Here is a 22,142-nt window from a genome sequence, read left to right on the forward strand (position 1 = left end):
CTTAATGGTCAGGCACACTTTGATAATATATCTGCCTATGTAACTGCCCATCCACCTCTTTCCCCCCGGGACTGGGTGCTTAAAGACTTAAGCATAGATGAGCTTCTTGCATATTACGGTCCAACTCCCGAAGGCTTTATTAAGATGCTGTATGATAATATACTTGGCAGGCTTTATGATGACAGCGGATTTGATTACTGGAAAGAACAGTTAAACACAGGTGTATTTACAGCAAGCCAGGTAGCAGAGCGCTTTGTATTTTCCGGCGAGCTTAGCTCCAAGGTAGAGAAAATGGACAATGAAGAGTTTATTACATTTCTATACAGATCACTTCTGTCAAGAACACCTGACAGCTCCGGATTTAAGAACTGGGTAGATTATATGGATAGCGGCGCATCCAAGCTTGATACATTAAGAGCTTTTATGAGTAATAAGGAATGGCATGATATATGCCATATGTTTAATGTAGCACCTTAAGCAGTATGCGGATATAAGTAATTGGTATATAAATATAGATAAGATATAGATATAGATAATATATAAATAAGACTGTATTTTATATGTCTTTTTAGCGCAGTCTCTGCTTTTATCCTATTTATGATGATTGCTGTTGTTACAAATCCTGTTGTTATAAATGCAGGAGTTAAGGTAGAGAATAAAAGTTAAGTCTGCTTTTGCTTTATTACTCTTGCAGGATTGCCGACTGCAAGGCTGTTTTCAGGAATGGATTTTAAAACGAGCGAATGTGCGCCTATTGTCGTATTGTTTCCTATTTTAACAGGCCCGAGTACTGTTACGCCTGTATATAAATTGACATTATCCCCAATTATCGGATAACCCGGGGCTCCATGGTGAAAAATTGAATGACCAATACCACCGAGAACCACATTGGAAAAAATACTTACATTCTTTCCTATCACCACTCCCCTTCCGATCACCACACCCGAAGCATGCCATATCCTGCATCCGTGACCTATTTCTGCTCCGGGATCTATTTCTGCACCGTTAAAGAAAAAATTTATGCGACATAAAAATTCCGCAAAAAGCTTTAAGCGCCATTTATACAGCTTGCGATAAAACCTGTAAGCAATGATTGCCTGAACACCCGGTTTAACCAATAAAATCCTAAAAGCGCCCCGGATGCCCGGTTTACCCGATAAGGTACCATGTTTACTAAAAAGCTGGCTGATATCGCCTTTTAAATTACCTTCCATAATACTTTCTGTCATTTCATAAATTTAAAAAGAAGGCTGTCATAATCTTTTTTATAAAAGAGTTTTATGTTGATTTCCGGATAAAGCTCTCTTGTTTTCTTGATTTTTTTATTCTTTTTTGTAACAAGATTCTGGTTCATGGTTGTCAGCTCAATAAAAAGATCAAGATCAGGCAGATAAAAATCAGGAGTGAAAGATAAAGTCGCATTTCCCCGGCTGTCAAACTCAAGAGGAAAAGTTTTGGGTTCATACTGCCATCTTATCCGGTAAAAATCTAATATTTTGGCAAATTCTTTTTCACTGTCATTTGCAAAAACAATCTCTTCGGCATTTATTATATTGGATACAGGGGTATTATTTTTGTTTCTATTATCAATTGCACCCATCATTTTTGTATTCATTTATCTTTCTGCTTTCTGTATATATAATAATCAATATAAATATTTTTTATAAAACACCAAACTCATTACATCTCTTTTTCTGAACGACTTGCTTTCCTGAGAAAATCTTCCACATCGTCTTTAAGATTGTTATATACTTTTTCAAGGGCTATTCCAAAAACAGCCTGTCCGTTATTGATGGTATCGATGATCTCTTTATCGGAATAACATGCAAAAACTGTATTGCCGTCCGATATGAGAGTAACTTTAAGAAAAGCGTCTTCCCCGTTTCCGTCAAGTTCAAGATATTTTTTTGTTTTTCTTATTTTATGAAGACTTATGCCTGCATCCAAAAGGCTTTTGACCACTTTAAGCTTGAGGAGATCATTAAAGCTGTACATTCTTTTTGAGCCGTACCCTACCGCCTGATTAACAGAAGGGCTTAGGAAATCAGTTCTGTCATAGTAATCAAGCTGTTTGTATGTAAGTCCTGTTATCTTGCATACATCGCGGGAACCGTATATATTCTTTTCCTGGGGCGGAGTTTTTATATCAAAATTTGTGAAACTTCTATTCTCTATGCTTTTTTGTTTTAAGTACTTATTCATTATTTAAAATATAACTATAATTACATTAATGTAATTACATCATTGTAATTATAGTTAACGATCTTAAATCTGGCAAGAGTATTTAAAAAGCATGGTTTCAGATATTAAAATCTTCAGGAGAGGCGTGGTTCAGAAAATCTCTGAATTTCTTTACCTCTTCTTCAATTGATGTGATTTTCAGCCCTGCTTTTTTAAGAACATTTTCCGCAACATAAATAGGAGACTTTAATCTCACAGCAATGGCAATCGCGTCTGAAGGCCTTAAATCAATAGTTATATTATCCTCGTCATCTTTTTTTAAATCAAGAAATGCGAAAAAAGTATCTTTGATAATTTTTGAAATGACAATGCGTTTTACTTTAATTTTAAAAACATCAAATATATTTATGATAAGATCATGAGTCATTGGTCTGGGAAATTTAAAATTAACCATTTCAAGGACTATGGAAGAAGCTTCAAAATTACCAACCCATATAGGAAGAAATCTGTCTCCATTATGCTCTCTTAACAGTATGATAGGTTTCTGGGAAGGCTGCTCTATTCTCACGCCCTCAAGATTTACAAGGATATAATTTTCTTTAAAGTTTTTGTCATCCATAGCATGAAAACCGGAAATAATGAAAAATAATATAAGAAATCTAAATATTAAGGGATGACTTCATCTCTTCAATATCTTTTTTAATTGCATCTGTTTTAAGCTCATATATGGATTCAAGATTTCTATATTTTTGTTTGTAATCCAGACCGTAACCGACTACATATTTTTCAGCTACCTTAAAAGCACAGTACTTTATGTCAAGCATTGCAATTCTTCTTATTTCTCTGTCAATAAGGGTGCAGACTTCAATGCTTTCAGGCTCCCTTGATCTGAGGTTTCTGATCAGATAGCCAAGTGTAAGTCCTGTGTCAATAATATCCTCGACTATCAGAACGTGCTTTCCGAAAATTGTTTCTTCAAGGTCTTTGGTAAGCTTGACAATCCCTGAATCAGGCTGATTGATCCCGTAAGAGGAAATACCGATAAAATCTATGGAAAAAGGCAGTCTAATATTTCTTATCAGATCAGTCAGAAATATTACCGCCCCTCTTAGTATGCAGATAATTACAAGTTCTTTGTCTTTATAATCAGCAGTAATCCTGCTCCCAAGTTCTTTTACCTTATTCTGAATAAGTTCGCTTGGAAACAGAACCCTGCCTAATATATCATCGTAATCAAAATCAACTATTTTATTTTTAAAATCGTCTTTCAATTATTAATTCTGTTCTAGTAAATTACTCTGTCCGCTCCCTGTATCATACCGATATAAGTGGAACCTCTGTTGATAAGAACTTCATTTCCTGCACTGTCTTTAAAGACCATAGGGTCAAGAATATTTGTTCTTTCCCAGGTACCTTCAACTACATTTCCGTCAAAGAAAAAGAAGGCTTTTCCGTTTCCGGTTGTTCTTACAATCATATGGCCTGCTGAATCTCCGGAATTCGCAATATCAGTTACAAGAGCTATGACATTGTTAAAATAAAGATTTTCATTTGTTTCCCTGTCGACATCCTCCTTGCCGCCTGTTGATTTCTTATAGTTATTCAAAGCCTTGTCATATTTAAAATCCGAAGCAAATGATGCTACTGAAAAATCAATCTTTATATCGCTGACCGTTCCCCTTTTTTCCTCAGAGGCATCCAGTTTAAAGCTAAACGGAGACTGTCCGCCATCTATAGCATATCCGTTATTTTCCGCAGCTGCTTTAAGCTTTTCTGTTGAAGAATATGCATTATGAGGAGCAACTCTTGTGGAATCCCTCCATGCGTCTTTACCCTCAGCCATATTTGCTGTGATGCTGCTTGCACCGCTCTGATCTCCCAGCGGTGTCAGTACATCCATGTCCATGTTATCAACGATCTTATATCCTTCAGGATATGTCCCCCAGAAAACATATACAGGATCAAACATCCTTGACATTTCAGCATAGTATTGTCTGGCGCTTCTGATAGGACCGACTACTTCTGCATCTTTGGAAGAAAAAATACCGATTAGTCTTGTTATGCCGCCTTCGTCTACAACTTCTATAACACAGTCAGCCTTGTTCAAGCCTGACTGACGTCTTGCTTCTCCCGCATTATTTATCATAACTGCAAATGGTCTTGTATTTAAAACACTATCTGATATTTCAAATCCGGTTAATAAATTAATATTGCCTGTTATTTCCAATTCAGATATGGACCTTTTGGTAGTTTCTGTTTCTTCAGAATCTTTTGAAGCAGAAGTAGTAGTAGTTTCTTCCACATCTATTTTTGGTTCCTCGGTTACTGCCTCCTTCTTGCATGCAAAAGAAAAAAGAAGCATTGATGACATCAAAGCAATCAATGTAATAGCAAGAATTCTTACAAATACTGCATTTTTTTGACCTGTTTTCACGATACCTCCACTAGATTTAAAATTTGGGTTTATTAATTTGATTTCAATCTTATTAAATTTTTAATTATTATAAATGTAAAAGCAGAAAAATAAAATGATAAGGTGAAAATAAGAAGCAGTTTGACAATTTCTCCGTAAGAAGATTCATAATGGCTTATTCGGATTTCCGGAGATTTCATTTCGCTGCGAGAACATAGATCAAATTCTTCAAGCCGACTGCCGTTTAAGAATACAGTCATTTTACCATAAGATTTATCCTTTAAAACAGGAAATTTTATATTCCGGTCTATATCAAAATCAAAAAAAATTCTGTCTTCTGCTCTATTCAAAAGAAGAGTAAAGTCTTTTTTGGGAAAAAGATCAAAGCTTGCATTCGAAAAATCATTGCCTGCATAAGCAGTTGAAACCGGTTCTTCCTTTGAAATTATTTTTTCATATCTGTAATTGTCATAAACCCAGTCAAGCAATCTTAAAGTATCGTAATTTCTTCCATACAATGAGCTTCCCAGAACAGTGCATAAAAGTTCAACATCTTCTTTTTTGGAATATGTAATCAAGCAGAAACCTGCATTATTTGTATAACCTGTTTTTATTCCTTTTATAAAATCGCCATCCAGGAGAGAGTTGGTGTTTTGAATTATTATTTCTTTTCCGCTTAAATATATCCTTGCTTCCTTCAGAGACACAATTTCCCGGAATTTTTCATTAGCCATACAATATTTTGCAATCATGACAAGATCCTTTGCCGTTGATCTGTGCCCGGGATTTTCACTGTCCAGACCATTTGTATTTTCAAAATTTGTATTTAACGCGCCTATTTCTTTTGCTTTTCTATTCATCAGCTTTACAAATTCCTTTTCGCTGCCGGATATGTGTTCTGCAAGAGCAATGGTTGCATTATTGTTTGAAGAGACAAGAGCAGCTTTTAAAAGATCTCCTACAGTGATTTTATCATTTACCCTGAAATTGATACTGGAAAAATTCCTGCCTCTGGCATTTTCAGATATTCTTATCGTTTCTTCCAGATTCTCCGCTTCTTCAAGAACAATAATGGCTGTCATAATTTTTGTAATGCTTGCAGGATACATGGCTTTGTCGGAATTCTTTTCCCATAGCACTCTGTCGGAATTATAATCTTCCACAATTGCAGATACGGCTACCGTGTCAATATACTTTCTTGGGATGCTGCCTCTATTATCGTCAGCAAATAATGGTTTTAGGGGAAAAAGCTGAATAATAAAAATTATCAGGATTGAAACTGACAGAAAATAAGCTGACAGGGTTTTTCTTGTGGTTTTTTCATTTTTTTTTCTGGCCTGCGTAAGTAAATCCGGGTTCATTTGTATTGCTCAAGAAATGCTTTATTGTTCCTTTTGACCATAAGATGTCTTAAATTTGATAAAAGCATTTCCAGATCTTTTACTATGGAAGTAGCTTTTACCACGGATTCTTTGCTCCCTGACATAATTACAGGTAGAGCTATCTGCTGAATAAAAGAAGATTCTCTTGCAGAAAAATTATCAAATAATTTAAGATTTTTCGGCTGAATGCCGTATTTCAATAATTCGGCAGCAATTCTTATTATTTCTATTTCTGAACTTTTTATTATTTTTCTGTCTTCAAATTCTTCAAAATAAATAACATTTTCATTCATTAGCTCATTTAAAAAAGATTCTTTGATTTCCAATTTTTTAATCAGTTCTTCAACAGCAATGGAATCATCTTTTAAAGAAATGCTGCTTTCTTCAATTAAATCAAATTTTAGCTGTTTTACAATGTCCTCATTTTTAAAATCAAGAACAAAATCTACAGAATTTATTTTTTCTCTTATGGCGCTTAGCGGCATGTAATATTGCTTCTGCATTTTTAAAATAAAATCAAGTTTAATGATATCTTCTTTTCCGTAAATGCGATATTTGCTCTGAGTTCTTTTTGGGGATAAGAGACCTTCTGATTCAAGAAATCTTACTTTGCTTGCAGAAATATCGGGGTAGTACTTTTTAAATTTTTCCACCACTTTACTGATGGTTATATAGTTCTTTTTTGTTTTCATTTAAATAACTTTATTCGTTATTCAAACAAAAGAAATAAAATACATATTTTCCTATCTGTATTTTGTCTCCGTTTTCAAGGTATTTTTCCTCTATAAGTTTCCCGTTCACATAAATTCCGTTCAGACTGCCCATATCGACTACTTTGAAATATTTATCTGTTTTCATAATGGATGCATGTTTTCTGGAAACCGTGATGTCGTCAAGGAAAATATCTGAATCTATTTCTCTGCCAATGTTAAAATATTCTTTATTAATGGCAAATATTTCACCAATATTTGTGCCTTTTAAAACCAAAAGACCGGCATTGTCCTTTTTGACTATTTCTTTTAACTGGCTAATCGTTTTTTCCGTAAGCTCTTCTTTTATTTCAATCTTCTGCTCTATGATTGATTCAGTTTTTGAAGAGATTTTCTTATTGTCGTCTTCCATTTTGTTATTATTATTCATAATAAAAATTAAAGTAAATAATCAGAGCAAATTTTTTATAGCTTTAATCATATATTGCTTGAAAACATTAAAAAAGCTTTCATCTCTTGATTCTATATAACATCTAATCAGGGGCTCTGTTCCTGATAATCTTAAAAGTGCCCAGGCATCATTTTCCAATAACAATTTTACACCATCTTTTGTTAAAATATTACTTATTTTTATATTTTCAACAGAACTGCCCTTCATTTTTTTAAAACTGTCAATAATGCCGACCATTTTTTCTCTCGGCACTTCCATATCCATTCTTTCATTGAAAAAATATCCCAGTTCTTTGTTTATGTTATTCAGATATTCAGAAAGGCTTATATTATCAAGATGAGTTTTTAAATAACTCTGAATCTCAATAAGCAGCAGATTTGCTGCAATTCCGTCTTTTTCCGGGATATGACCCTTGATACTTAATCCGCCACTTTCCTCTCCGCCTATAAGCACATCGTTCTTTATCATTTCAGCGGCAATGTATTTAAATCCGACAGGTGTTTCAATTAAGCCGATATCAAATTTTTTACATATTTCATCTATCAGATGAGTGGTTGCCACTGTTCTTACTGCCTTCAGATCCTTTCCTTTATAACCTTTTACAGAGCAGAGGTAATAAAATATAAGGGATATTACCTTGTTGGGATTTAAAAATACTCCGGCTGAGTCAATAACCCCAAATCTGTCTGCATCGCCATCAAGAGCCACTCCGATATCAAATCTTTTTTCAAGTATTATTTTCTTAAGTTCCACAAGGTTCTTTTCTGAAGGATCAGGCAACTTTCCCCCGAATAAAGCGTCTCTTTTATTATTTAGAACTCTTGTTTCATTTCCGGAAATTTCGTCAAGGATTTTTGGAAATACATTTATGCCCGCCCCATAAAGCATGTCGGCGGCAATTTTCAGCCCTGCTTTTTTAATTGAAGCAAAATCAATAAGCTTTCTTATATGTTCATAATATGTAGGAAATTCAGTCAAGATTACTATATTTTCATCAATGCTCTCAGATGAAGAACGCAGCGCATCTCTGTTGTCCAAAAAAAATCTCAGATTCTCCTCTATATCAGAGGTTATCAGGTCTGTTGCCGGTCCGCCATAATCGGGTATAAATTTAATTCCGTTGTATTTGGAAGGATTATGGCTTGCGGTGATCATAAGTGCTCCGTCCAGCTTCATGTCAAGGACATTAAAAGCAGTTACCGGAGTGGGAATACTTTTATCGGACAAAAAAACTTTAAAACCATATGCGCTTAATATTTTTGCAGAAAAGGAGGCAAATTCTTCTGAAAGAAATCTGTTATCATATCCAATGAAAATGCCATTTTTATTTTCTTTTTTTTCTATAATATGCCTTGCTATTGAATTGACTACTATTCCGAGATTTTCAAAATTAAAATTATCCGCGATTATGTCTCTCCAGCCATCTGTGCCAAATTTTATTTTATTCATTTTTTTCTCTTCTGTTTATTTGCTATTAATTAATAATTTTTTATATAGCATGAAAAAATCATTAATTTTTTAAAAAAACCGGCAAATGGAAACTGAATTTTTTTCTTAAATTTTATTTAAAAATGGTCGGGGCGAGAGGATTCGAACCTCCGACCCCCAGTACCCCATACTGGTGCGCTAAACCAAGCTGCGCCACGCCCCGGATCAGACATTGTTATTTTAAATTATTAATAATCAATAGTAAAGCTTATATGGTCCCTGAATAATAAAAAATCAGATAACAAAAAATATTTGAACCGGTTTTAAAGATAAAAAATGAACCGGTTTTAATATTCGGATTTAAAACTTCTTCCCATTAGTAATTCTACAGATTTCATGACATTTTCATTTTTATATATGATGTCATAAACGCATTTTATAATTGGCAATTCGATTTTTAATTTACCGGACATGTCATAAACAGCTTTCGTAGTTTCGATTCCTTCAGCCACCATGCTCATTGAATTTTTTATTGAATCGATGTTCTCACCTTTCGCGAGCCGCTCCCCTACAAGCCTGTTTCTGCTGGCATAGCTTACGCAGGTCGTTATCAGATCCCCCATTCCCGCAATGCCTGCAAATGTTCTGCTTTCTGCACCATAATTTCTTCCAAATTTTTCCAGTTCAAAAAGTCCCCTGGTTATAATAGAAGCTTTTGTATTTGAGCCATAACCAAGCCCGTCAGATAACCCGGCAGCTATTGCAATAATATTTTTAAGAGCGCCGCACAGCTCTACGCCAATAATATCTTTATTGGTATATACTCTGAAATAATCACTGGAAAAAATTTTCTGAAGAGTGCCTAATATGCTCTCATTTTCAGAGGAAATTGTTGAAACACTTGGCAGTTTTCTAAGAATCTCTGAAGAAATATTCGGTCCCGAAAGAGCTGCGATTTTATCTTTGAGATAGTCTGGCAGAAGTTCTTTTAATATCTGGGATATCCTTAAGTTTGTCTCCTTTTCTATTCCTTTTGCAACGCTGACAACAGCAAAAGCATTTTTGCATGATTTTGCTATAAAATCATCAAGCTTTAACACAACGCTTCTTATAAATTGCGAAGGAACAGCAAATATCACAAGGCATGGTTTTATTCTGTCTGCTGCTTTGTCTATTTTATCAGTTCCGAAAGCATAAATGGAATCAGCCGGAAAAAAGTATTCGCCTATATATTTTTTATTTGTCCCATACCGGTTTAGCTCTTCCTCAACAGCTTCTTCAAATGACCATATATCTATTCTGTATCCTTTTTGCGCAAGCATAAGCGCAATTGTGGTTCCCCAGCTTCCTGAACCTATTACAAGTATTTCTTTCATTTATTATTAATCAAACACCGGTTTATAATAAAAATGATAATTAACCTTAATATTTAAATTTCAGCATTATGGGAGTGCCATTAAACTCATAATTTTCCCTTAATGTTTTTTCAATATAATTCTTAATATTGGTTTTTGAAGAAATATCCATATTGGAAAATACAAGAAAAAAAGGCGGGTTTGCTCCTATCTGTTTGATAAATTTAAGCTTGTATTTTTTTCCTGAAACGTATATATAGCTGGAATCTTCTTTTTGTTTAAAAACCGACATTAACTTGTTTTCAGGAATGATTTTTGCTCTTTCCTGTAAAATGACATCTATATGTTTAAATATTTTTTCTATTCCTTTGTTTTGAATTGCGCTTATCTTTAAAAATGGAATATAGTCTGCAAAGTAAAGTTTTCTGTCAAGTTCTTCTATTATGCTGTCAACAGATTCCCTGTCCGACAGGTCTGTTTTTGTAATAAGAATTATTACACTCGTGCCGCTTTTAAGACATGTATTTATTATGTTTATATCCTGTTTTGTTATTTTTGTTGTACTGTCTATCAGCACAAGACCTACCTGGGCTTCTTTTATTATCCTCAGAGTCCTTAATTTGCTGTAGTATTCCAGATCTTCTTCAACCACTTTGTCTCTTTTTAATCCGGCGGTATCTGTAAACCTGTAATTCCTGCCATTATGTTCAAGAACACTGTCAATCGTGTCCCTGGTAGTGCCCTCAACCTCACTGACTATGACTCTTTCTTCTTTTATGAGAGTATTGAAAAGTGTGGATTTGCCTGAATTTGGCTGTCCGAGTATGGCGATTCCAGGAACAGACAAGTCTTCATCTTCATTATATGTTTCCGTGATGCCGTCAATATTATCGGTTACTTCATTAAGCAGGTCGCCTATATTTATTCCGTGCATTGCAGATACTTTTATGGGATAACCTATCCCCAGTCTGAGATAATCTTCAGTGTAGTAATCTCCTTTTTCGCTATCCCATTTATTTCCTGCAAAGATAATCTTCTTGTCTGTTTTTCTTAAAAGAGAAATAATCTCTTCGTCGGCCACTGACAAGGGTTCTCTCAAATTAACAAGAAAGATAATGACATCTGACTCATCTATTGCTTTTCGGGATTGCAGCAGGATCTGAAGAGACAGCTTGTCATCAGGTTTAAAATCCATTCCTCCTGTATCAAGAATGTAAAAATTCTTATTATTCCATTCAGCTTTATAATATTTTCTGTCTCTTGTAATCATAGGATGTTCATGGACAATAGCTTCCTTGCTGGAGCACATCCTGTTTATCAGAGTTGATTTTCCAATATTCGGTTTTCCTATTACGGATACGACACTTAAGCCGTCTTTCATATTTTTAACAATTCCCTTGCAAATGATTTTCCATTATTTTTCACAAATGATATTTTACCTGATATTTTTCTGAAATCCTTTTTATTCTTATCATCAAGAGTTATTCCTTCTTTATTAAATATAATATCCGAGATAAATATTTTATCATAATTATTAATATCTTTTATTGATGTAATATGTCTTGTAAAATCATCAAAAGAAAGAAGTCCCGTTACTTTTACATTTCCGCCGAATATTTCATTTTTTACTGCCATAACATTCATGTTAAAGTTTAAGTTTAATTTTCCAACTCTGTTTATAAGTTCACCTGCCAGTGATTTTATAAAATTTTTAGAATATTCAGACGTAAGCACAAGTATATTGGTTTTTTCCCCTGTCTTTTTTACGGTTGCTATAGCAGTGTCGGCATTTTTTATCACTGACTTATCCAGAATGTTGATAAAATCATTTTTAAAATCAGCCAGCAGTCCTATTCCATTTTCAATTTGTGGGAAATCATCATAGTAATTAATTCCAGGAATATTTTTGCCGGCGATTATATAAAACTCATCCGATAAGTAGATGTTTTTGATCTTTTCATTAAATTTAATATCATCAACCAGGCTGATAAGATCATTTGAGATAATTTTATCAAAAGGCCGCAGTCTTTTGTTTTTATTGTATCTGGTTATACCTACAGGAACAAGTCCGATTGAGTGAACATTGCTGAGCCTGTTTAAAAAAAACAAGGTATTTTTAAGATCAATACCATCATTTATTCCGGGACATACAACAATCTGTATATTTGTGACTATATTGTGTTTGTCAAGAACTTTCAGAAAGTCTACTGCCCTGAAATGCCCCTTTTTATTAAAAATAATATCTCTTGTCTTTAAATCTGCACTATGGAAAGAGATATACAAAGGAGAAAGATTGTATTTTGTTATTTTTTCAATATCTCTTTCATTCAGGTTTGTAAGCGTAATAAAATTGCCGTATTTGAAAGATTCAAGATAATCGTCGTCTTTCAGATAAAGTGTCTTTCTCAGACCTTTTGGAAGCTGGTCAATAAAACAAAAAATACATTTATTCCTGCATTTTTTTATAGACATCTGAAATACTAAAAAAACTTTCTATTCTTTTTTTGACATTTTCAAGGTCAGTGTAAGGGGTAGATGCTCCACTGATAACGGCTATATTATCCGTATCTCTGAACCATTTTTTTTTCAATTCCAGTTCATCTTCAACATGGTATGTTTTTTCCTGGACAGAAGCAGCCAGTTCCTTAAGATTTTTGGTGTTTGCGCTGTTTTTGCCCCCGACCACAATAATTACATCATTAAGGGAAGCTATTCTCAAGGCTTCTTCCTGTCTTAAACGAGTCGTCTTGCATATGGTTTTAAAAATTCTTATCTCACAGGAAAACATTTCAATCAGTTTACGGCATATTCTGTTAAAATTTTCAGTTGTCTGTGTTGTCTGCGAAAGAACAGCTATTTTATTTTTGCAGTCAAGATCTTCCAATTCTTTCTCGTTTTCAACTATAGTATAAAAACCGGTTTTAATATTTCCCGCTATTCCGTTTACTTCAGGATGATTTTTCTCTCCAATCAGTATTATAAAATATTCCTCACTACTGAGATTTTTTGCAATTTCATGAGCTTTCGAAACAAAAGGACAAGTGGCATCGACTATATTTGTGCCTATATTTTTAAAAGAATTCTTTATTTCAGGACTTACTCCGTGAGATCTTATTACAACCGTATCACAGGGATTTAATAAGCAGCTGTTTTTAATAATACCCACACCTTTTTTTATGTAAGAGTCAACCACTTTAGGATTATGTATTATCTCGCCATAAGTATATATTTTATTAACGGTTTTGCTGTCTGATGAAGTATTTATAACACCGTCAAGAATCTTTACGGCTCTTTTTACGCCCGGACAGTAACCCGAATATTCACCTATTACAATCTGCATTTCAATAATTTATCCTGGAAAATAATTTTTTTAAATCGTCAATCACATATGCCGAAAGCATGTCTATTCCTTCTCTTTTTGGATATTTTCTGAAAAATTCTTCGGTATTTATGATATCACCGAAGATTATTCTTATTTTTGGCCGTATTGTTTTTTTTCTACCATGTGAAACTTTTTTAAGGTTACATACCGCCATAGGCAGAATAGGAGCGCCTGTCAGATAAGCAATCAGCGCAAGGCCTTTATGGCCTTTTCCAATTTCTTCTCCGGAAGAGCGTGTCCCTTCAGGAAATATTCCGATAGTATTTCCTGAATTTATTACTTCAACGGCTTTACTTATTGCAGCTCTGTCCACCCCTGATCTGTTAACCGGAAATGCATTAAGGAATTCTATTAAATTTCTAAAAAAGAACTTTCTGAATAATTCTTTTTTAGCCATGAAATAAACCGGTCCGGGGTAATATTCACCCATCAGAACAGGATCTAAAGCACTGAAATGATTGCAGCACAGTATTAGTTTTCCTTTATAAAATGATTTTTCCCTGTTTATTATTTCTATTTTGAATAAAAGCCTGAGTATGATATTTACAACAAACTGTATTGATCTGTGAAGAAGTAAATAAGCTTTGCTTCTTTTGGTTTTAAAAAGATTGATATTCATTTTTAAAAACAGTCCGGGTTTTTAATTTTATTTCTTTTTTCTATTATTTTTCCGTAATAGACATTTTTTATTTCATCACATACCTGTTCAATGCTCATCCCTGTAGTGTCAATTACCCGGGAATTATCAGGTATTACAAGAGGGCTGTCTTTTCTGGTACTGTCTATCCTGTCCCTGCTCTCGATTTCTTTTTTAATCTGATTTTTATCAGCTCCCTGCCTGTTGACATTCAGCTGTTTTTCCCTTCTTCTGACTCTTTCGTCTATATCCGCCGTAAGATATATTTTACAAACCGCATCAGGACATACAACACTTCCGGTATCTCTTCCCTCTATTACGGAAGCCTGTTTTTCTGAAAGATCTCTCTGAAGCGAAACAAGAAATTTTCGTACTCCCGACAGCCTGGAAACAATTGAAACCGCTTCTCCTACCTCCCTGCTGCGGATATCCATTGTAATATCTCTGTCATCCAGATAAATATTTGTATATTTTTCAGGATCAGATGCATTGGAATCAAGTCTTATTGTATAGTCTTTTGCCTTATCCAGTATAGCTTTTTCATCCTCAAGATCAATATTGCCTTCCAGTGCAATCAGGGTAATTGCTCTATACATTGCACCGGTGTCAATATAGCTCAGGCCGATATCCTTTGCTATTTTTTTGGCTATTGTGCTTTTTCCGCTGCTGGCGGGCCCGTCAATCGTTATTATATTATGAATATTTTTTGAATTTGAATCTTTCAATTTTTTATTTCTTTCTGTATGGTAATAATTATTCCATATTGAGAACGCTGAATAATTTTCTTTTAAAACCCGGGAAAGAGACATCTATACAGTCGGTATCTTTTATCGATATTCTTTTTTTACCTTTCAGTGCCGCTATCGCAAGAGACATTGCTATTCTGTGATCACCGTATGATTCGATATCTGCCTGCAGCAAATCATATTCTTTGTTGCCGTAAATAATAAAGCCGTCCTTATTCTCTTTTATTTTTATACCGATTTTGGTGAATTCATTTACAATCGATTTTATTCTGTCGCTTTCCTTGACTCTTAACTCCGACGCTCCGCTTATTAATGTATTGCCTTTGGCAAAAGCACATGCCACGCTAAGTACGGGTATTTCATCGATAATATTGGCAATAAATTTTTTTTCAATTTCTACTGCCTTTAAGTCGCTGGAAGATACCTTGAGGTCTGCAACAGGTTCATTATTTATTTTTCTATAATTATTTACTTCTATGTTTCCGCCCATTTTTTTTAAAATCTCAAGCAGATATGTTCTTGTCGGATTTATCCCTACATTTTTGATAATAATTTCCGAATTTTCAAGAATAAGAGCAGCAATAATAAAAAAAGCAGCAGAAGAGAAATCGCCCGGAACATAAAGATTTTTCCCGGTCAGGCTTGATCTTTTTATTTTTACATTCTTCCCTTCACCATAATCTACTTCTGCTCCAAAATATTCAAGCATTCTTTCAGTATGATCTCTTGAAACAGACGGCTGCCTTATCTCAGTGATTCCGTCTGCAGACAGGCCTGCAAAAAGCAGGCATGATTTTACCTGCGCACTTGATATATCAAAGTTAAATGTTTTCCCCTTCAGGTGATCCCTGCCAAATATTACCAAAGGTGCTTTATTATCACCTGCCCTGCCAAAAATTTCCGCGCCCATGTCTCTCAGGGGTTTTATTATCCTGCCCATAGGTCTGTTATTTATTGAAGAATCCCCTGTCAGGACAGAAAGAAAACTGCATGTGCTTAAAAGACCGGCCAGAAGCCTTATTGAAGTTCCGGAATTCCCGACATACAAAACATCATCAGGTTCCTCAAACCCATCAATACCGCAACCCTGAATCAAAAGATGTGTTTTATCCATATTATATGTGACACCTATTTTTTCCATTATTGCAAGTGTTTTCAAGCAGTCCTGCGAAGGAAGGAAATTATCTATTCTGATTTTTTGTTTTGTAAGGGAAGATATCATAACAGCTCTGTGGGAAACGGATTTATCTCCGGGTACTTCCAGAATACCATTAATGCTGTACGGTCCTTTTATATCCATGACTGTTTTTTCTTTACTCATCTTCACCTATTATTTTTCTGATACTTACATGATGACCTAATTTTTCCAGAGCCTCCCTGGACACAACTCCGGCATTTTCTCCATGTACAAGTATTTTAAGTATTCCTCTGCCAAGTATTTCAGTTGAATGGAAAATTGAAATATCTTCAATGTTAACGCCTGCAGAACTTATAGCCAGCGTTATTTCGCTTAAAACACCCCTTACATCGGTCATTTCCACCCTTACCTCATAAAGCTTGGAGATGTCCTTATCAATGTATTTGGGAAGGTTTAAACGCGCTTCTCTGGCGCTGTCATAATGATATCTGATATATTCCTCATTATCATTTAACAGACTTTCCTTAAATTTATTAAGAAAAGAAATATAATCATTTATTGAATTTATAATCTCTTCTTTGTTCTCAAGGCTGATATCAACCCACATTTTCGGGTTGGATGCAGCAATTCTTGTCATATCCCTGAAACCTCCTGCACACAATTTAAAAAGGTTTTTAATATCTTTCTGCCTGCTGTCGACAAGAGCTACAAGATTTGTTGAAAGTATGTGAGGAAGATGACTTATCAGCGAAACTATTTTATCGTGTTCAATCGGAGATACTGTTATGACTTTTGCACCTATCTTTGTAAAAAGATTATGAAGGGATACCAGAGCTTCAGATTTGGTTGTATCGGTAGGTGTCAGTATGTAATATGCGTTTAAAAAAAGATCAGGTTTGGCACTGAGAACACCTTCGTTCTCTGAACCGGCCATTGGGTGCCCTCCGATAAATATTACTCCTTTCGGAAGTATTTTATTTATTTTTTCAACGATATTTAACTTTGCGCTTCCCACATCTGTTACTATCGTGTCCGGTTTCAGATGATCCTTTATTTCAAAAGCAATATCAGCAATCAGCCTTACAGGTGTTGCGATAATAACCAGATCTGCGTCAATGACTGCTTCCTTGTAGCTGCCGGCGGCTATGTCAATTATTTTTCTGTATAATGCTACGCTAACAGCTTCAGAATCTCTGTCAAAGCCCGTTACGATTATGTCTTTTTTTATATTTTTCAGGGATATAGCCAGGGAGCCTCCTATAAGCCCCAGACCTATTACGGAAATATTTCTTATATTTTTCATTTAAAACCTTTTAAATCATTTTTTATTTTTTAATTATAATAAAAAAAAGAAAAAAATATCCAAAATATATGCTGAATTTTTATTATACATTATTCCCCAACACTCTTTTTATGTCATCTTTGTCCAGCACACGGTATTCACCTTCCCTGAGACTATTTAAAGACAGTTCACCTATTTTTATTCTTTTAAGATCAATTACCTTGTAACCAAGGAAGTCAAAGAGTTTTCTCAGTATTCTTTTTCTCCCTTCATGTATGGTAATCCTTACAATATTATTTCCGGCATTTTCAGTACCTGCCTGAAACTCGGAAACAGCTATCTTTCGGCCTTCCAGCCCAACACCTTCCTTAATAGCTCTGATATCTTTTGTTTCAATCAGTCTGTCCAGAATTATTTCGTATGATTTGGTTACCATATATCTCGGATGAGTAATCTTCAGCGCAAAGTCACCGTCATTGGTGAGCAAAATAAGTCCCCTTGAGTCAAAATCCAGTCTTCCAACAGGAAACAGTCTTACATTGTCTTTAAAACCTTTGACAAGATCCATTACAGTATTTCTTTTAAAATCATCTTTTACAGTGCTCAGATATCCGGGGGGCTTGTTTAAAGCAAGATATATTTTCTCCGGAATTGTAATTTCCTTATTATTGAATTTTACTTTATCCCTGCGGGTATCAATTCTGGCGCTTAAATCTTTTACCGTAATCCCGTTTACACTTATTCTACCCTCAAGTATAAGTAATTCGCTTTTGCGTCTTGAAGCAATGCCTGCTCTGGATAGAAATTTGGATATTCTTATCAGCAATTTCTAATTTTCCTTTATATTTAATACAGGCAGTTCATCAATGCTTTTCAACCCGAGCATTTCCAGAAATTTTGAAGTTGTCCGGTATAATATGGGACTGCCCTGCACTTTCAGTCTGCCTGACTCTTTTACAAGTCCCTTATTTGCAAGGCTTATCACAATACTGTCTGTTTTAACTCCTCTTATTTCCGCAATCTGCTGTCTTGTTACAGGCTGTCTGTATGCAATTATCGCAAGTGTTTCAAGTGCAGCCTGAGTCATATGGACTTTCTGTGAAGTATTGACAAAATTTTTAAGCACATCTTTCAGGGAAGGATTACTGTACATCCTGTATCCGTTTCCTATTTTTCTGATTATAAAACCTCTATTGTTTTTTATATATTCATCTTCAAGAAGGTTTATAGTTTCCTGTATCTTCTTTTTTTCATAATTCAGTACTTTGGAAATTTCATGGACAGTGACAGGTTTTTCACATATGAACAAGATTCCTTCAATACAGGTTTTTATATCAGGCCTGCCTTCCATAAGTTCTTCATATAATGATGTCGGAAAATAATTTTCTTCTTTTTCGCTCATGTCGTTTTATTTAAAAATATAATTATGAAAATCAGGCTGCAATTTTCCTGATGATTATCTCTCCGAATATTTCAAACTGTTCAATATCAATATCTTCATTTTTATACAGCTCAAGTATGGATAAGAAAGAAATCACTATATCAATCAGATCGCTGTACTCATTGGTAAGTTCTTTGAAGGAAATATTGTCTTTGGACTGCAGAACGTTTTTTATCCTGCTTATTTCCTGAAATATGTTTTTTGTAATTTTTTTGTTATAAAATTCAGCAATATTGAATTTTTCAAGTTTTACTGAAAGTAATTTTGATGCAATAGCCTGCAGATCTTTTGCTTTCACTCTTTTAAACATCTCGTGAAAGAAATCCAGAAATTGTTCTTCTGTCGGGGCTTCCCTTAGAAAATAAACTTCTTCATTTTCAATTAATTCAGAAAAATACCCGCTTATTTCTCTGAAAGTTCTGTATTCTTCTTCCCTTTGCCTAAGAATATCCGGGCTATCATTTTTATCTTCCTGTAAAACAGTATCATTTTTTGAAGGGATGAGGGATTTTGACTTCAAATCAAGCATAATCGATATTATATAAATAAAACCAGAAAGTTCTTCAAGCGTATTATGTCTGTTTTTATTAATAAAGTTGATAAATTCCCTTATTATTTCACTGATTTTTATCTCATATATGAAATCTCTCTTCTTCAATACAAGATCAAGTAAAATATTTATAGGGCCGTTAAAGTAATTAAAATTGATTACAAAGTCACTATTCTGCCCTGTTTTGTAGTTCTCATCCAATTCCCAGTTTTTCCCTTACTATTTTTATCGTATCTGAAGCGACATTTTTTACATAATCTTTACTATCTGAAAGAACCTTTCTTACATATCCTATATCCGATTCAAGATTTTTTCTTTTTTCCTGAAAGCCTCTTAGTGAGTCATGAATAACCTGAGCTATCTCATCCTTACATTTTATGCAGCCAATTTTTCCATTTCTGCACCTGTCTTCAACTTCCTTTATTTCATCATCCATATAAATCTTATAGAATGAAAATACATTACAGATTTCCGGATGTCCGGGATCTGTTATCCGGATTCTGGACGGATCAGTTATCATCTGTCTTATTTTTGTTTTTATTGTCTTGCAGTCATCGGAAAGAAATATTGCATTTCCATAACTTTTGGACATTTTTCTGCCATCAGATCCCACAACTCTTGTTGACTTTGACAACAGCTCTTTTGGTTCTTTAAAATAATCTCCGTACAGACTGTTAAATCTTCTTACAATTTCTCTTGTCAGCTCAAGATGAGGAAGCTGATCTTCTCCTACAGGGACAATATCAGCATTTATTATCAGTATGTCAGCTGCCATTAAGACAGGGTAACTCAAAAAACCAAGAGTGGAGATATCTTTTGTTTTCAATTCCCTGACCTGTTCTTTGTATGTGGGACACCTTTCCAGCCATGACAGAGGAGTTATCATTGAAAGATAAAGAGTAAGTTCCGGAATTTCAGCAATATCCGACTGTCTGTAAAGATGAGTGACTTTCGGATCAATACCAAGTGCAAGCAGGTCAATAGCGCATTCGATAAGATTATTCTTTATATTTAAAGGATTCTGATACTCTGTAGACAAAGCATGCCAGTCAACAAGAAAAAAATAATTATCATAATCATGCTGATACCTAATCATGTTTACGATATTGCCATGCAGATGACCAAGGTGAAGCTTGCCTGTAGGTCTGAATCCTGTAAGCATTATTTGTTTTTCAACCATCCGATCCACTCCCGAGTTTTGTATAAATTTATAATCAAATATTTCAGTTTATCAAGAATCTCCACCAGAAGCCGAGATTTAAAAATAAAAAATTAATTACAGGATTTAAAAAAGTCCATAAAAATCTTCCGAAAAACATAAGTATGGCAAATATCATAAAAAAACCCATTCTGCCTATACTCAGATATCTATACATGGCTCTTTCGGGAAGAAAAGACGCAACAATCTTCGAACCGTCAAGAGGCGGAATCGGCAGAAAATTAAAAATTGCCAGAAAAATACTTATCCTTATTGCATATACAAGCATTGCGCTTATTACTCCAAAAAAACTGAAACCGCTTTGCCCGATAAAAGAGAAGTCAAGACCCCGGGCAAGAATAATCCCGGCAGGTATTTTAGAAATTAAAGAATATATAAAAATTATTAATCCATAAACAGAACCTATTAAAAAAGCAATAACAAGATTTGTTCCGGGACCTGCAACAGCTGTATTTCTTAGACCTTTTCGAAAATTCCTGAAATATGTCGGATTAATAGGTACAGGTTTTGCATAGGCAAAAATTATATTTGATCTTAAAAGTATCAGAAGTATTGGCAGGACCAGACTTCCTATGATATCTATATGCTTCAGGGGATTCATTGTAAGCCTGCCCATGTTCTTTGCGGTATAATCCCCGTTTTTCAAAGCAATATACCCATGCATTACTTCATGTGGAATAACAGCAAGATAGATTCCGGGAACTGCTATCAAAAGCTGCAGTATAAAACTTTTAAATTCCAAAAATATATTTTCAAACATTTTTTAATACTCTTTTTTAAAATAATTGCAAATAATCCTGCCAATTATACAACCTTTTTATGAAAAACTTAAATAGGCACAGTCGTTTACCGGTTTTTTTTGTTTCTCGGGTGGTTTTTAATAAAAGATTCTCTTATGAAATCCTTATTGATATTGGTATATATCTGTGTAGTAGAAATATTGCTATGGCCAAGGAGCTCCTGAACGAGTCTCAGGTCTGCTCCGTTTTGAAGCATGTGGGTGGCAAAGGAATGTCTGAACAAGTGGGGATAGATATTTTTTTCGGGATTTATTTTTTTTTCATAACTTTTTAATATTTTCCAGAATCCCTGACGAGACAGTCTGCCGCCGTTTTTATTAAGAAAAACATAATCATTTGATCTTTTGTTTTCATTTTTGGGATGTATTTTTGGTCTGGCTGCTTTTATATAAGATGATAGAAATTTCTGTGAAGTTTTACCCACAGGCACTATTCTTTCTTTATTGCCCTTGCCTATAAAGCGAAGCATGGAATTTTCGTAGTCAATATCATTTAATTTCAGATTTACAATTTCACTTACTCTTAAGCCTGAAGAATAAAGAAGTTCCATCATTGCCCTGTCTCTTAACTGTAGTTTTGAAGCATACGGTATGTTCTCCAGAAAATTCTGTACTTCTTTTTCGTCCAGAATCTTAAACAGGCTGTATGGTTTCCTGGGGTTTTTTATTTCATAAAAAGGGTTGTACTTTATAAAGTCATTTTTTAATGCAAATCTGTAAAAAGACCTTATCGACGACAGAAGTCTTGATATTGTAGATTCACTGTATTTTTCATGAAAATTTTTTAGCAGATCCAGTATTTCCTCATAGGTTATGCTGAGAACATTTATTTTTTTTGACTCGGCATAGTTAAAAAAAATTACCATGTCGCGTATATATGAATTAACTGTATTGGAAGAGAGCATTTTTTCAAATTTGAGATAATCTTTAAATTCACTGACAAGCTTATGATTGTCAGGTTCTATAAGCTTATGATTGCCAGGTTCTACAAGTTCATGATTGTCGGGTTCTACAAGTTCATGATTGTC

At 34.4% G+C, this 22,142-nt stretch carries 25 protein-coding genes and 1 tRNA gene; 1 reads left to right on the forward strand and 25 read right to left on the reverse strand.

Features of this window, described 5'->3' with window-relative positions; all coding sequences use genetic code 11:
- Positions 1-477: DUF4214 domain-containing protein (locus tag GXZ93_04405; protein ID HHT79021.1), on the forward strand; the 477-nt coding region annotated here is incomplete at its 5' end.
- A gap of 185 nt (positions 478-662) precedes the next feature.
- Here GXZ93_04405 and GXZ93_04410 read toward each other — a convergent pair.
- The 25 genes from GXZ93_04410 to xerD all read right to left on the reverse strand — a co-directional run.
- Positions 663-1,214, reverse strand: a complete 552-nt coding sequence (locus tag GXZ93_04410) for a serine acetyltransferase (GenBank protein ID HHT79022.1) — start codon at positions 1,212-1,214, stop codon at positions 663-665.
- 11 nt (positions 1,215-1,225) lie between these two features.
- The gene (locus tag GXZ93_04415; protein HHT79023.1) at positions 1,226-1,615 is read right to left on the reverse strand and encodes a hypothetical protein; all 390 of its coding nucleotides are present in this window, start codon (positions 1,613-1,615) and stop codon (positions 1,226-1,228) included.
- A gap of 65 nt (positions 1,616-1,680) precedes the next feature.
- Positions 1,681-2,202, reverse strand: a complete 522-nt coding sequence (locus GXZ93_04420) for a MerR family transcriptional regulator (GenBank protein ID HHT79024.1) — start codon at positions 2,200-2,202, stop codon at positions 1,681-1,683.
- Between the two features lie 97 nt (positions 2,203-2,299).
- Complete coding sequence (locus tag GXZ93_04425) at positions 2,300-2,800, reverse strand: bifunctional nuclease family protein (protein ID HHT79025.1); 501 nt, start codon at positions 2,798-2,800, stop codon at positions 2,300-2,302.
- A 40-nt stretch (positions 2,801-2,840) separates the two neighbouring features.
- A complete protein-coding gene (hpt, locus tag GXZ93_04430; GenBank protein HHT79026.1) occupies positions 2,841-3,428 on the reverse strand; it encodes a hypoxanthine phosphoribosyltransferase in 588 nt (195 codons plus the stop codon).
- Between the two features lie 38 nt (positions 3,429-3,466).
- Positions 3,467-4,615, reverse strand: a complete 1,149-nt coding sequence (locus GXZ93_04435; protein ID HHT79027.1) for a DUF3048 domain-containing protein — start codon at positions 4,613-4,615, stop codon at positions 3,467-3,469.
- Positions 4,616-4,647: 32 nt separating this feature from the next.
- On the reverse strand, positions 4,648-5,955 hold the full coding sequence (locus GXZ93_04440) for a D-alanyl-D-alanine carboxypeptidase (protein ID HHT79028.1): 1,308 nt from the start codon (positions 5,953-5,955) through the stop codon (positions 4,648-4,650).
- Positions 5,952-6,668 (reverse strand): MerR family transcriptional regulator, encoded by a 717-nt coding sequence (locus GXZ93_04445; GenBank protein ID HHT79029.1) that lies wholly within the window; start codon positions 6,666-6,668, stop codon positions 5,952-5,954. The genes GXZ93_04440 and GXZ93_04445 overlap by 4 nt, the downstream gene beginning before the upstream one ends.
- A 10-nt stretch (positions 6,669-6,678) precedes the next feature.
- A complete protein-coding gene (locus GXZ93_04450) occupies positions 6,679-7,098 on the reverse strand; it encodes an FHA domain-containing protein (GenBank protein HHT79030.1) in 420 nt (139 codons plus the stop codon).
- Between the two features lie 39 nt (positions 7,099-7,137).
- Positions 7,138-8,586 (reverse strand): phosphoglucomutase/phosphomannomutase family protein, encoded by a 1,449-nt coding sequence (locus GXZ93_04455; GenBank protein HHT79031.1) that lies wholly within the window; start codon positions 8,584-8,586, stop codon positions 7,138-7,140.
- 123 nt (positions 8,587-8,709) lie between these two features.
- Positions 8,710-8,788: transfer RNA gene (locus GXZ93_04460), tRNA-Pro, on the reverse strand.
- Positions 8,789-8,912: 124 nt separating this feature from the next.
- Complete coding sequence (locus GXZ93_04465) at positions 8,913-9,941, reverse strand: NAD(P)-dependent glycerol-3-phosphate dehydrogenase (protein HHT79032.1); 1,029 nt, start codon at positions 9,939-9,941, stop codon at positions 8,913-8,915.
- Between the two features lie 46 nt (positions 9,942-9,987).
- Positions 9,988-11,301 (reverse strand): ribosome biogenesis GTPase Der, encoded by a 1,314-nt coding sequence (gene der / locus GXZ93_04470; GenBank protein HHT79033.1) that lies wholly within the window; start codon positions 11,299-11,301, stop codon positions 9,988-9,990.
- Positions 11,298-12,392 (reverse strand): DUF512 domain-containing protein, encoded by a 1,095-nt coding sequence (locus tag GXZ93_04475; GenBank protein HHT79034.1) that lies wholly within the window; start codon positions 12,390-12,392, stop codon positions 11,298-11,300. Before GXZ93_04475 ends, der begins: the two co-directional genes overlap by 4 nt.
- Positions 12,367-13,260 carry a 4-hydroxy-3-methylbut-2-enyl diphosphate reductase gene (gene ispH, locus GXZ93_04480; GenBank protein ID HHT79035.1) on the reverse strand — a complete coding sequence of 298 codons (894 nt, stop codon included), beginning with the start codon at positions 13,258-13,260 and terminating at the stop codon, positions 12,367-12,369. The genes GXZ93_04475 and ispH overlap by 26 nt, the downstream gene beginning before the upstream one ends.
- Before the next feature lies 1 nt (position 13,261).
- Complete coding sequence (locus tag GXZ93_04485) at positions 13,262-13,921, reverse strand: 1-acyl-sn-glycerol-3-phosphate acyltransferase (GenBank protein ID HHT79036.1); 660 nt, start codon at positions 13,919-13,921, stop codon at positions 13,262-13,264.
- Between the two features lie 2 nt (positions 13,922-13,923).
- Positions 13,924-14,664: a (d)CMP kinase gene (locus tag GXZ93_04490; GenBank protein ID HHT79037.1), complete on the reverse strand. Its 741-nt coding sequence runs from the start codon at positions 14,662-14,664 to the stop codon at positions 13,924-13,926.
- A 28-nt stretch (positions 14,665-14,692) separates the two neighbouring features.
- Complete coding sequence (gene aroA, locus GXZ93_04495) at positions 14,693-15,985, reverse strand: 3-phosphoshikimate 1-carboxyvinyltransferase (GenBank protein HHT79038.1); 1,293 nt, start codon at positions 15,983-15,985, stop codon at positions 14,693-14,695.
- Positions 15,986-15,998: 13 nt separating this feature from the next.
- On the reverse strand, positions 15,999-17,126 hold the full coding sequence (locus GXZ93_04500) for a prephenate dehydrogenase (protein ID HHT79039.1): 1,128 nt from the start codon (positions 17,124-17,126) through the stop codon (positions 15,999-16,001).
- A gap of 82 nt (positions 17,127-17,208) precedes the next feature.
- Positions 17,209-17,931, reverse strand: a complete 723-nt coding sequence (locus GXZ93_04505; GenBank protein HHT79040.1) for an rRNA pseudouridine synthase — start codon at positions 17,929-17,931, stop codon at positions 17,209-17,211.
- A 3-nt stretch (positions 17,932-17,934) separates the two neighbouring features.
- Positions 17,935-18,507 (reverse strand): SMC-Scp complex subunit ScpB, encoded by a 573-nt coding sequence (scpB, locus tag GXZ93_04510; protein HHT79041.1) that lies wholly within the window; start codon positions 18,505-18,507, stop codon positions 17,935-17,937.
- Positions 18,508-18,538: 31 nt separating this feature from the next.
- Complete coding sequence (locus tag GXZ93_04515; GenBank protein ID HHT79042.1) at positions 18,539-19,297, reverse strand: segregation/condensation protein A; 759 nt, start codon at positions 19,295-19,297, stop codon at positions 18,539-18,541.
- Complete coding sequence (gene trpS / locus GXZ93_04520; GenBank protein ID HHT79043.1) at positions 19,290-20,276, reverse strand: tryptophan--tRNA ligase; 987 nt, start codon at positions 20,274-20,276, stop codon at positions 19,290-19,292. The genes GXZ93_04515 and trpS overlap by 8 nt, the downstream gene beginning before the upstream one ends.
- A 43-nt stretch (positions 20,277-20,319) precedes the next feature.
- Positions 20,320-21,075: a site-2 protease family protein gene (locus GXZ93_04525; protein HHT79044.1), complete on the reverse strand. Its 756-nt coding sequence runs from the start codon at positions 21,073-21,075 to the stop codon at positions 20,320-20,322.
- Between the two features lie 86 nt (positions 21,076-21,161).
- Positions 21,162-22,142: site-specific tyrosine recombinase XerD (gene xerD, locus GXZ93_04530; protein ID HHT79045.1), on the reverse strand; the 981-nt coding region annotated here is incomplete at its 5' end.

This window comes from Actinomycetota bacterium, from assembly GCA_012837825.1.
Taxonomy (GTDB): domain Bacteria; phylum Actinomycetota; class Humimicrobiia; order Humimicrobiales; family Humimicrobiaceae; genus Humimicrobium.

What these genes read in the sequence shown, in the direction of transcription:
- GXZ93_04500 (HHT79039.1), bottom strand. Translation starts at nt 17,126, where the DNA reads ATGAAAAATATAAGAAATATTTCCGTAATAGGTCTGGGGCTTATAGGA.
- trpS (HHT79043.1), bottom strand. Translation starts at nt 20,276, where the DNA reads ATGGTTGAAAAACAAATAATGCTTACAGGATTCAGACCTACAGGCAAG.
- GXZ93_04440 (HHT79028.1), bottom strand. Translation starts at nt 5,955, where the DNA reads ATGAACCCGGATTTACTTACGCAGGCCAGAAAAAAAAATGAAAAAACC.
- ispH (HHT79035.1), bottom strand. Translation starts at nt 13,260, where the DNA reads ATGCAGATTGTAATAGGTGAATATTCGGGTTACTGTCCGGGCGTAAAA.
- scpB (HHT79041.1), bottom strand. Translation starts at nt 18,507, where the DNA reads ATGAGCGAAAAAGAAGAAAATTATTTTCCGACATCATTATATGAAGAA.
- GXZ93_04450 (HHT79030.1), bottom strand. Translation starts at nt 7,098, where the DNA reads ATGGAAGACGACAATAAGAAAATCTCTTCAAAAACTGAATCAATCATA.
- GXZ93_04420 (HHT79024.1), bottom strand. Translation starts at nt 2,202, where the DNA reads ATGAATAAGTACTTAAAACAAAAAAGCATAGAGAATAGAAGTTTCACA.
- GXZ93_04485 (HHT79036.1), bottom strand. Translation starts at nt 13,921, where the DNA reads ATGAATATCAATCTTTTTAAAACCAAAAGAAGCAAAGCTTATTTACTT.
- der (HHT79033.1), bottom strand. Translation starts at nt 11,301, where the DNA reads ATGAAAGACGGCTTAAGTGTCGTATCCGTAATAGGAAAACCGAATATT.
- GXZ93_04525 (HHT79044.1), bottom strand. Translation starts at nt 21,075, where the DNA reads ATGTTTGAAAATATATTTTTGGAATTTAAAAGTTTTATACTGCAGCTT.
- GXZ93_04445 (HHT79029.1), bottom strand. Translation starts at nt 6,668, where the DNA reads ATGAAAACAAAAAAGAACTATATAACCATCAGTAAAGTGGTGGAAAAA.
- GXZ93_04475 (HHT79034.1), bottom strand. Translation starts at nt 12,392, where the DNA reads ATGTCTATAAAAAAATGCAGGAATAAATGTATTTTTTGTTTTATTGAC.
- GXZ93_04425 (HHT79025.1), bottom strand. Translation starts at nt 2,800, where the DNA reads ATGGATGACAAAAACTTTAAAGAAAATTATATCCTTGTAAATCTTGAG.
- GXZ93_04455 (HHT79031.1), bottom strand. Translation starts at nt 8,586, where the DNA reads ATGAATAAAATAAAATTTGGCACAGATGGCTGGAGAGACATAATCGCG.
- GXZ93_04415 (HHT79023.1), bottom strand. Translation starts at nt 1,615, where the DNA reads ATGAATACAAAAATGATGGGTGCAATTGATAATAGAAACAAAAATAAT.
- GXZ93_04410 (HHT79022.1), bottom strand. Translation starts at nt 1,214, where the DNA reads ATGGAAGGTAATTTAAAAGGCGATATCAGCCAGCTTTTTAGTAAACAT.
- aroA (HHT79038.1), bottom strand. Translation starts at nt 15,985, where the DNA reads ATGGATATAAAAGGACCGTACAGCATTAATGGTATTCTGGAAGTACCC.
- GXZ93_04465 (HHT79032.1), bottom strand. Translation starts at nt 9,941, where the DNA reads ATGAAAGAAATACTTGTAATAGGTTCAGGAAGCTGGGGAACCACAATT.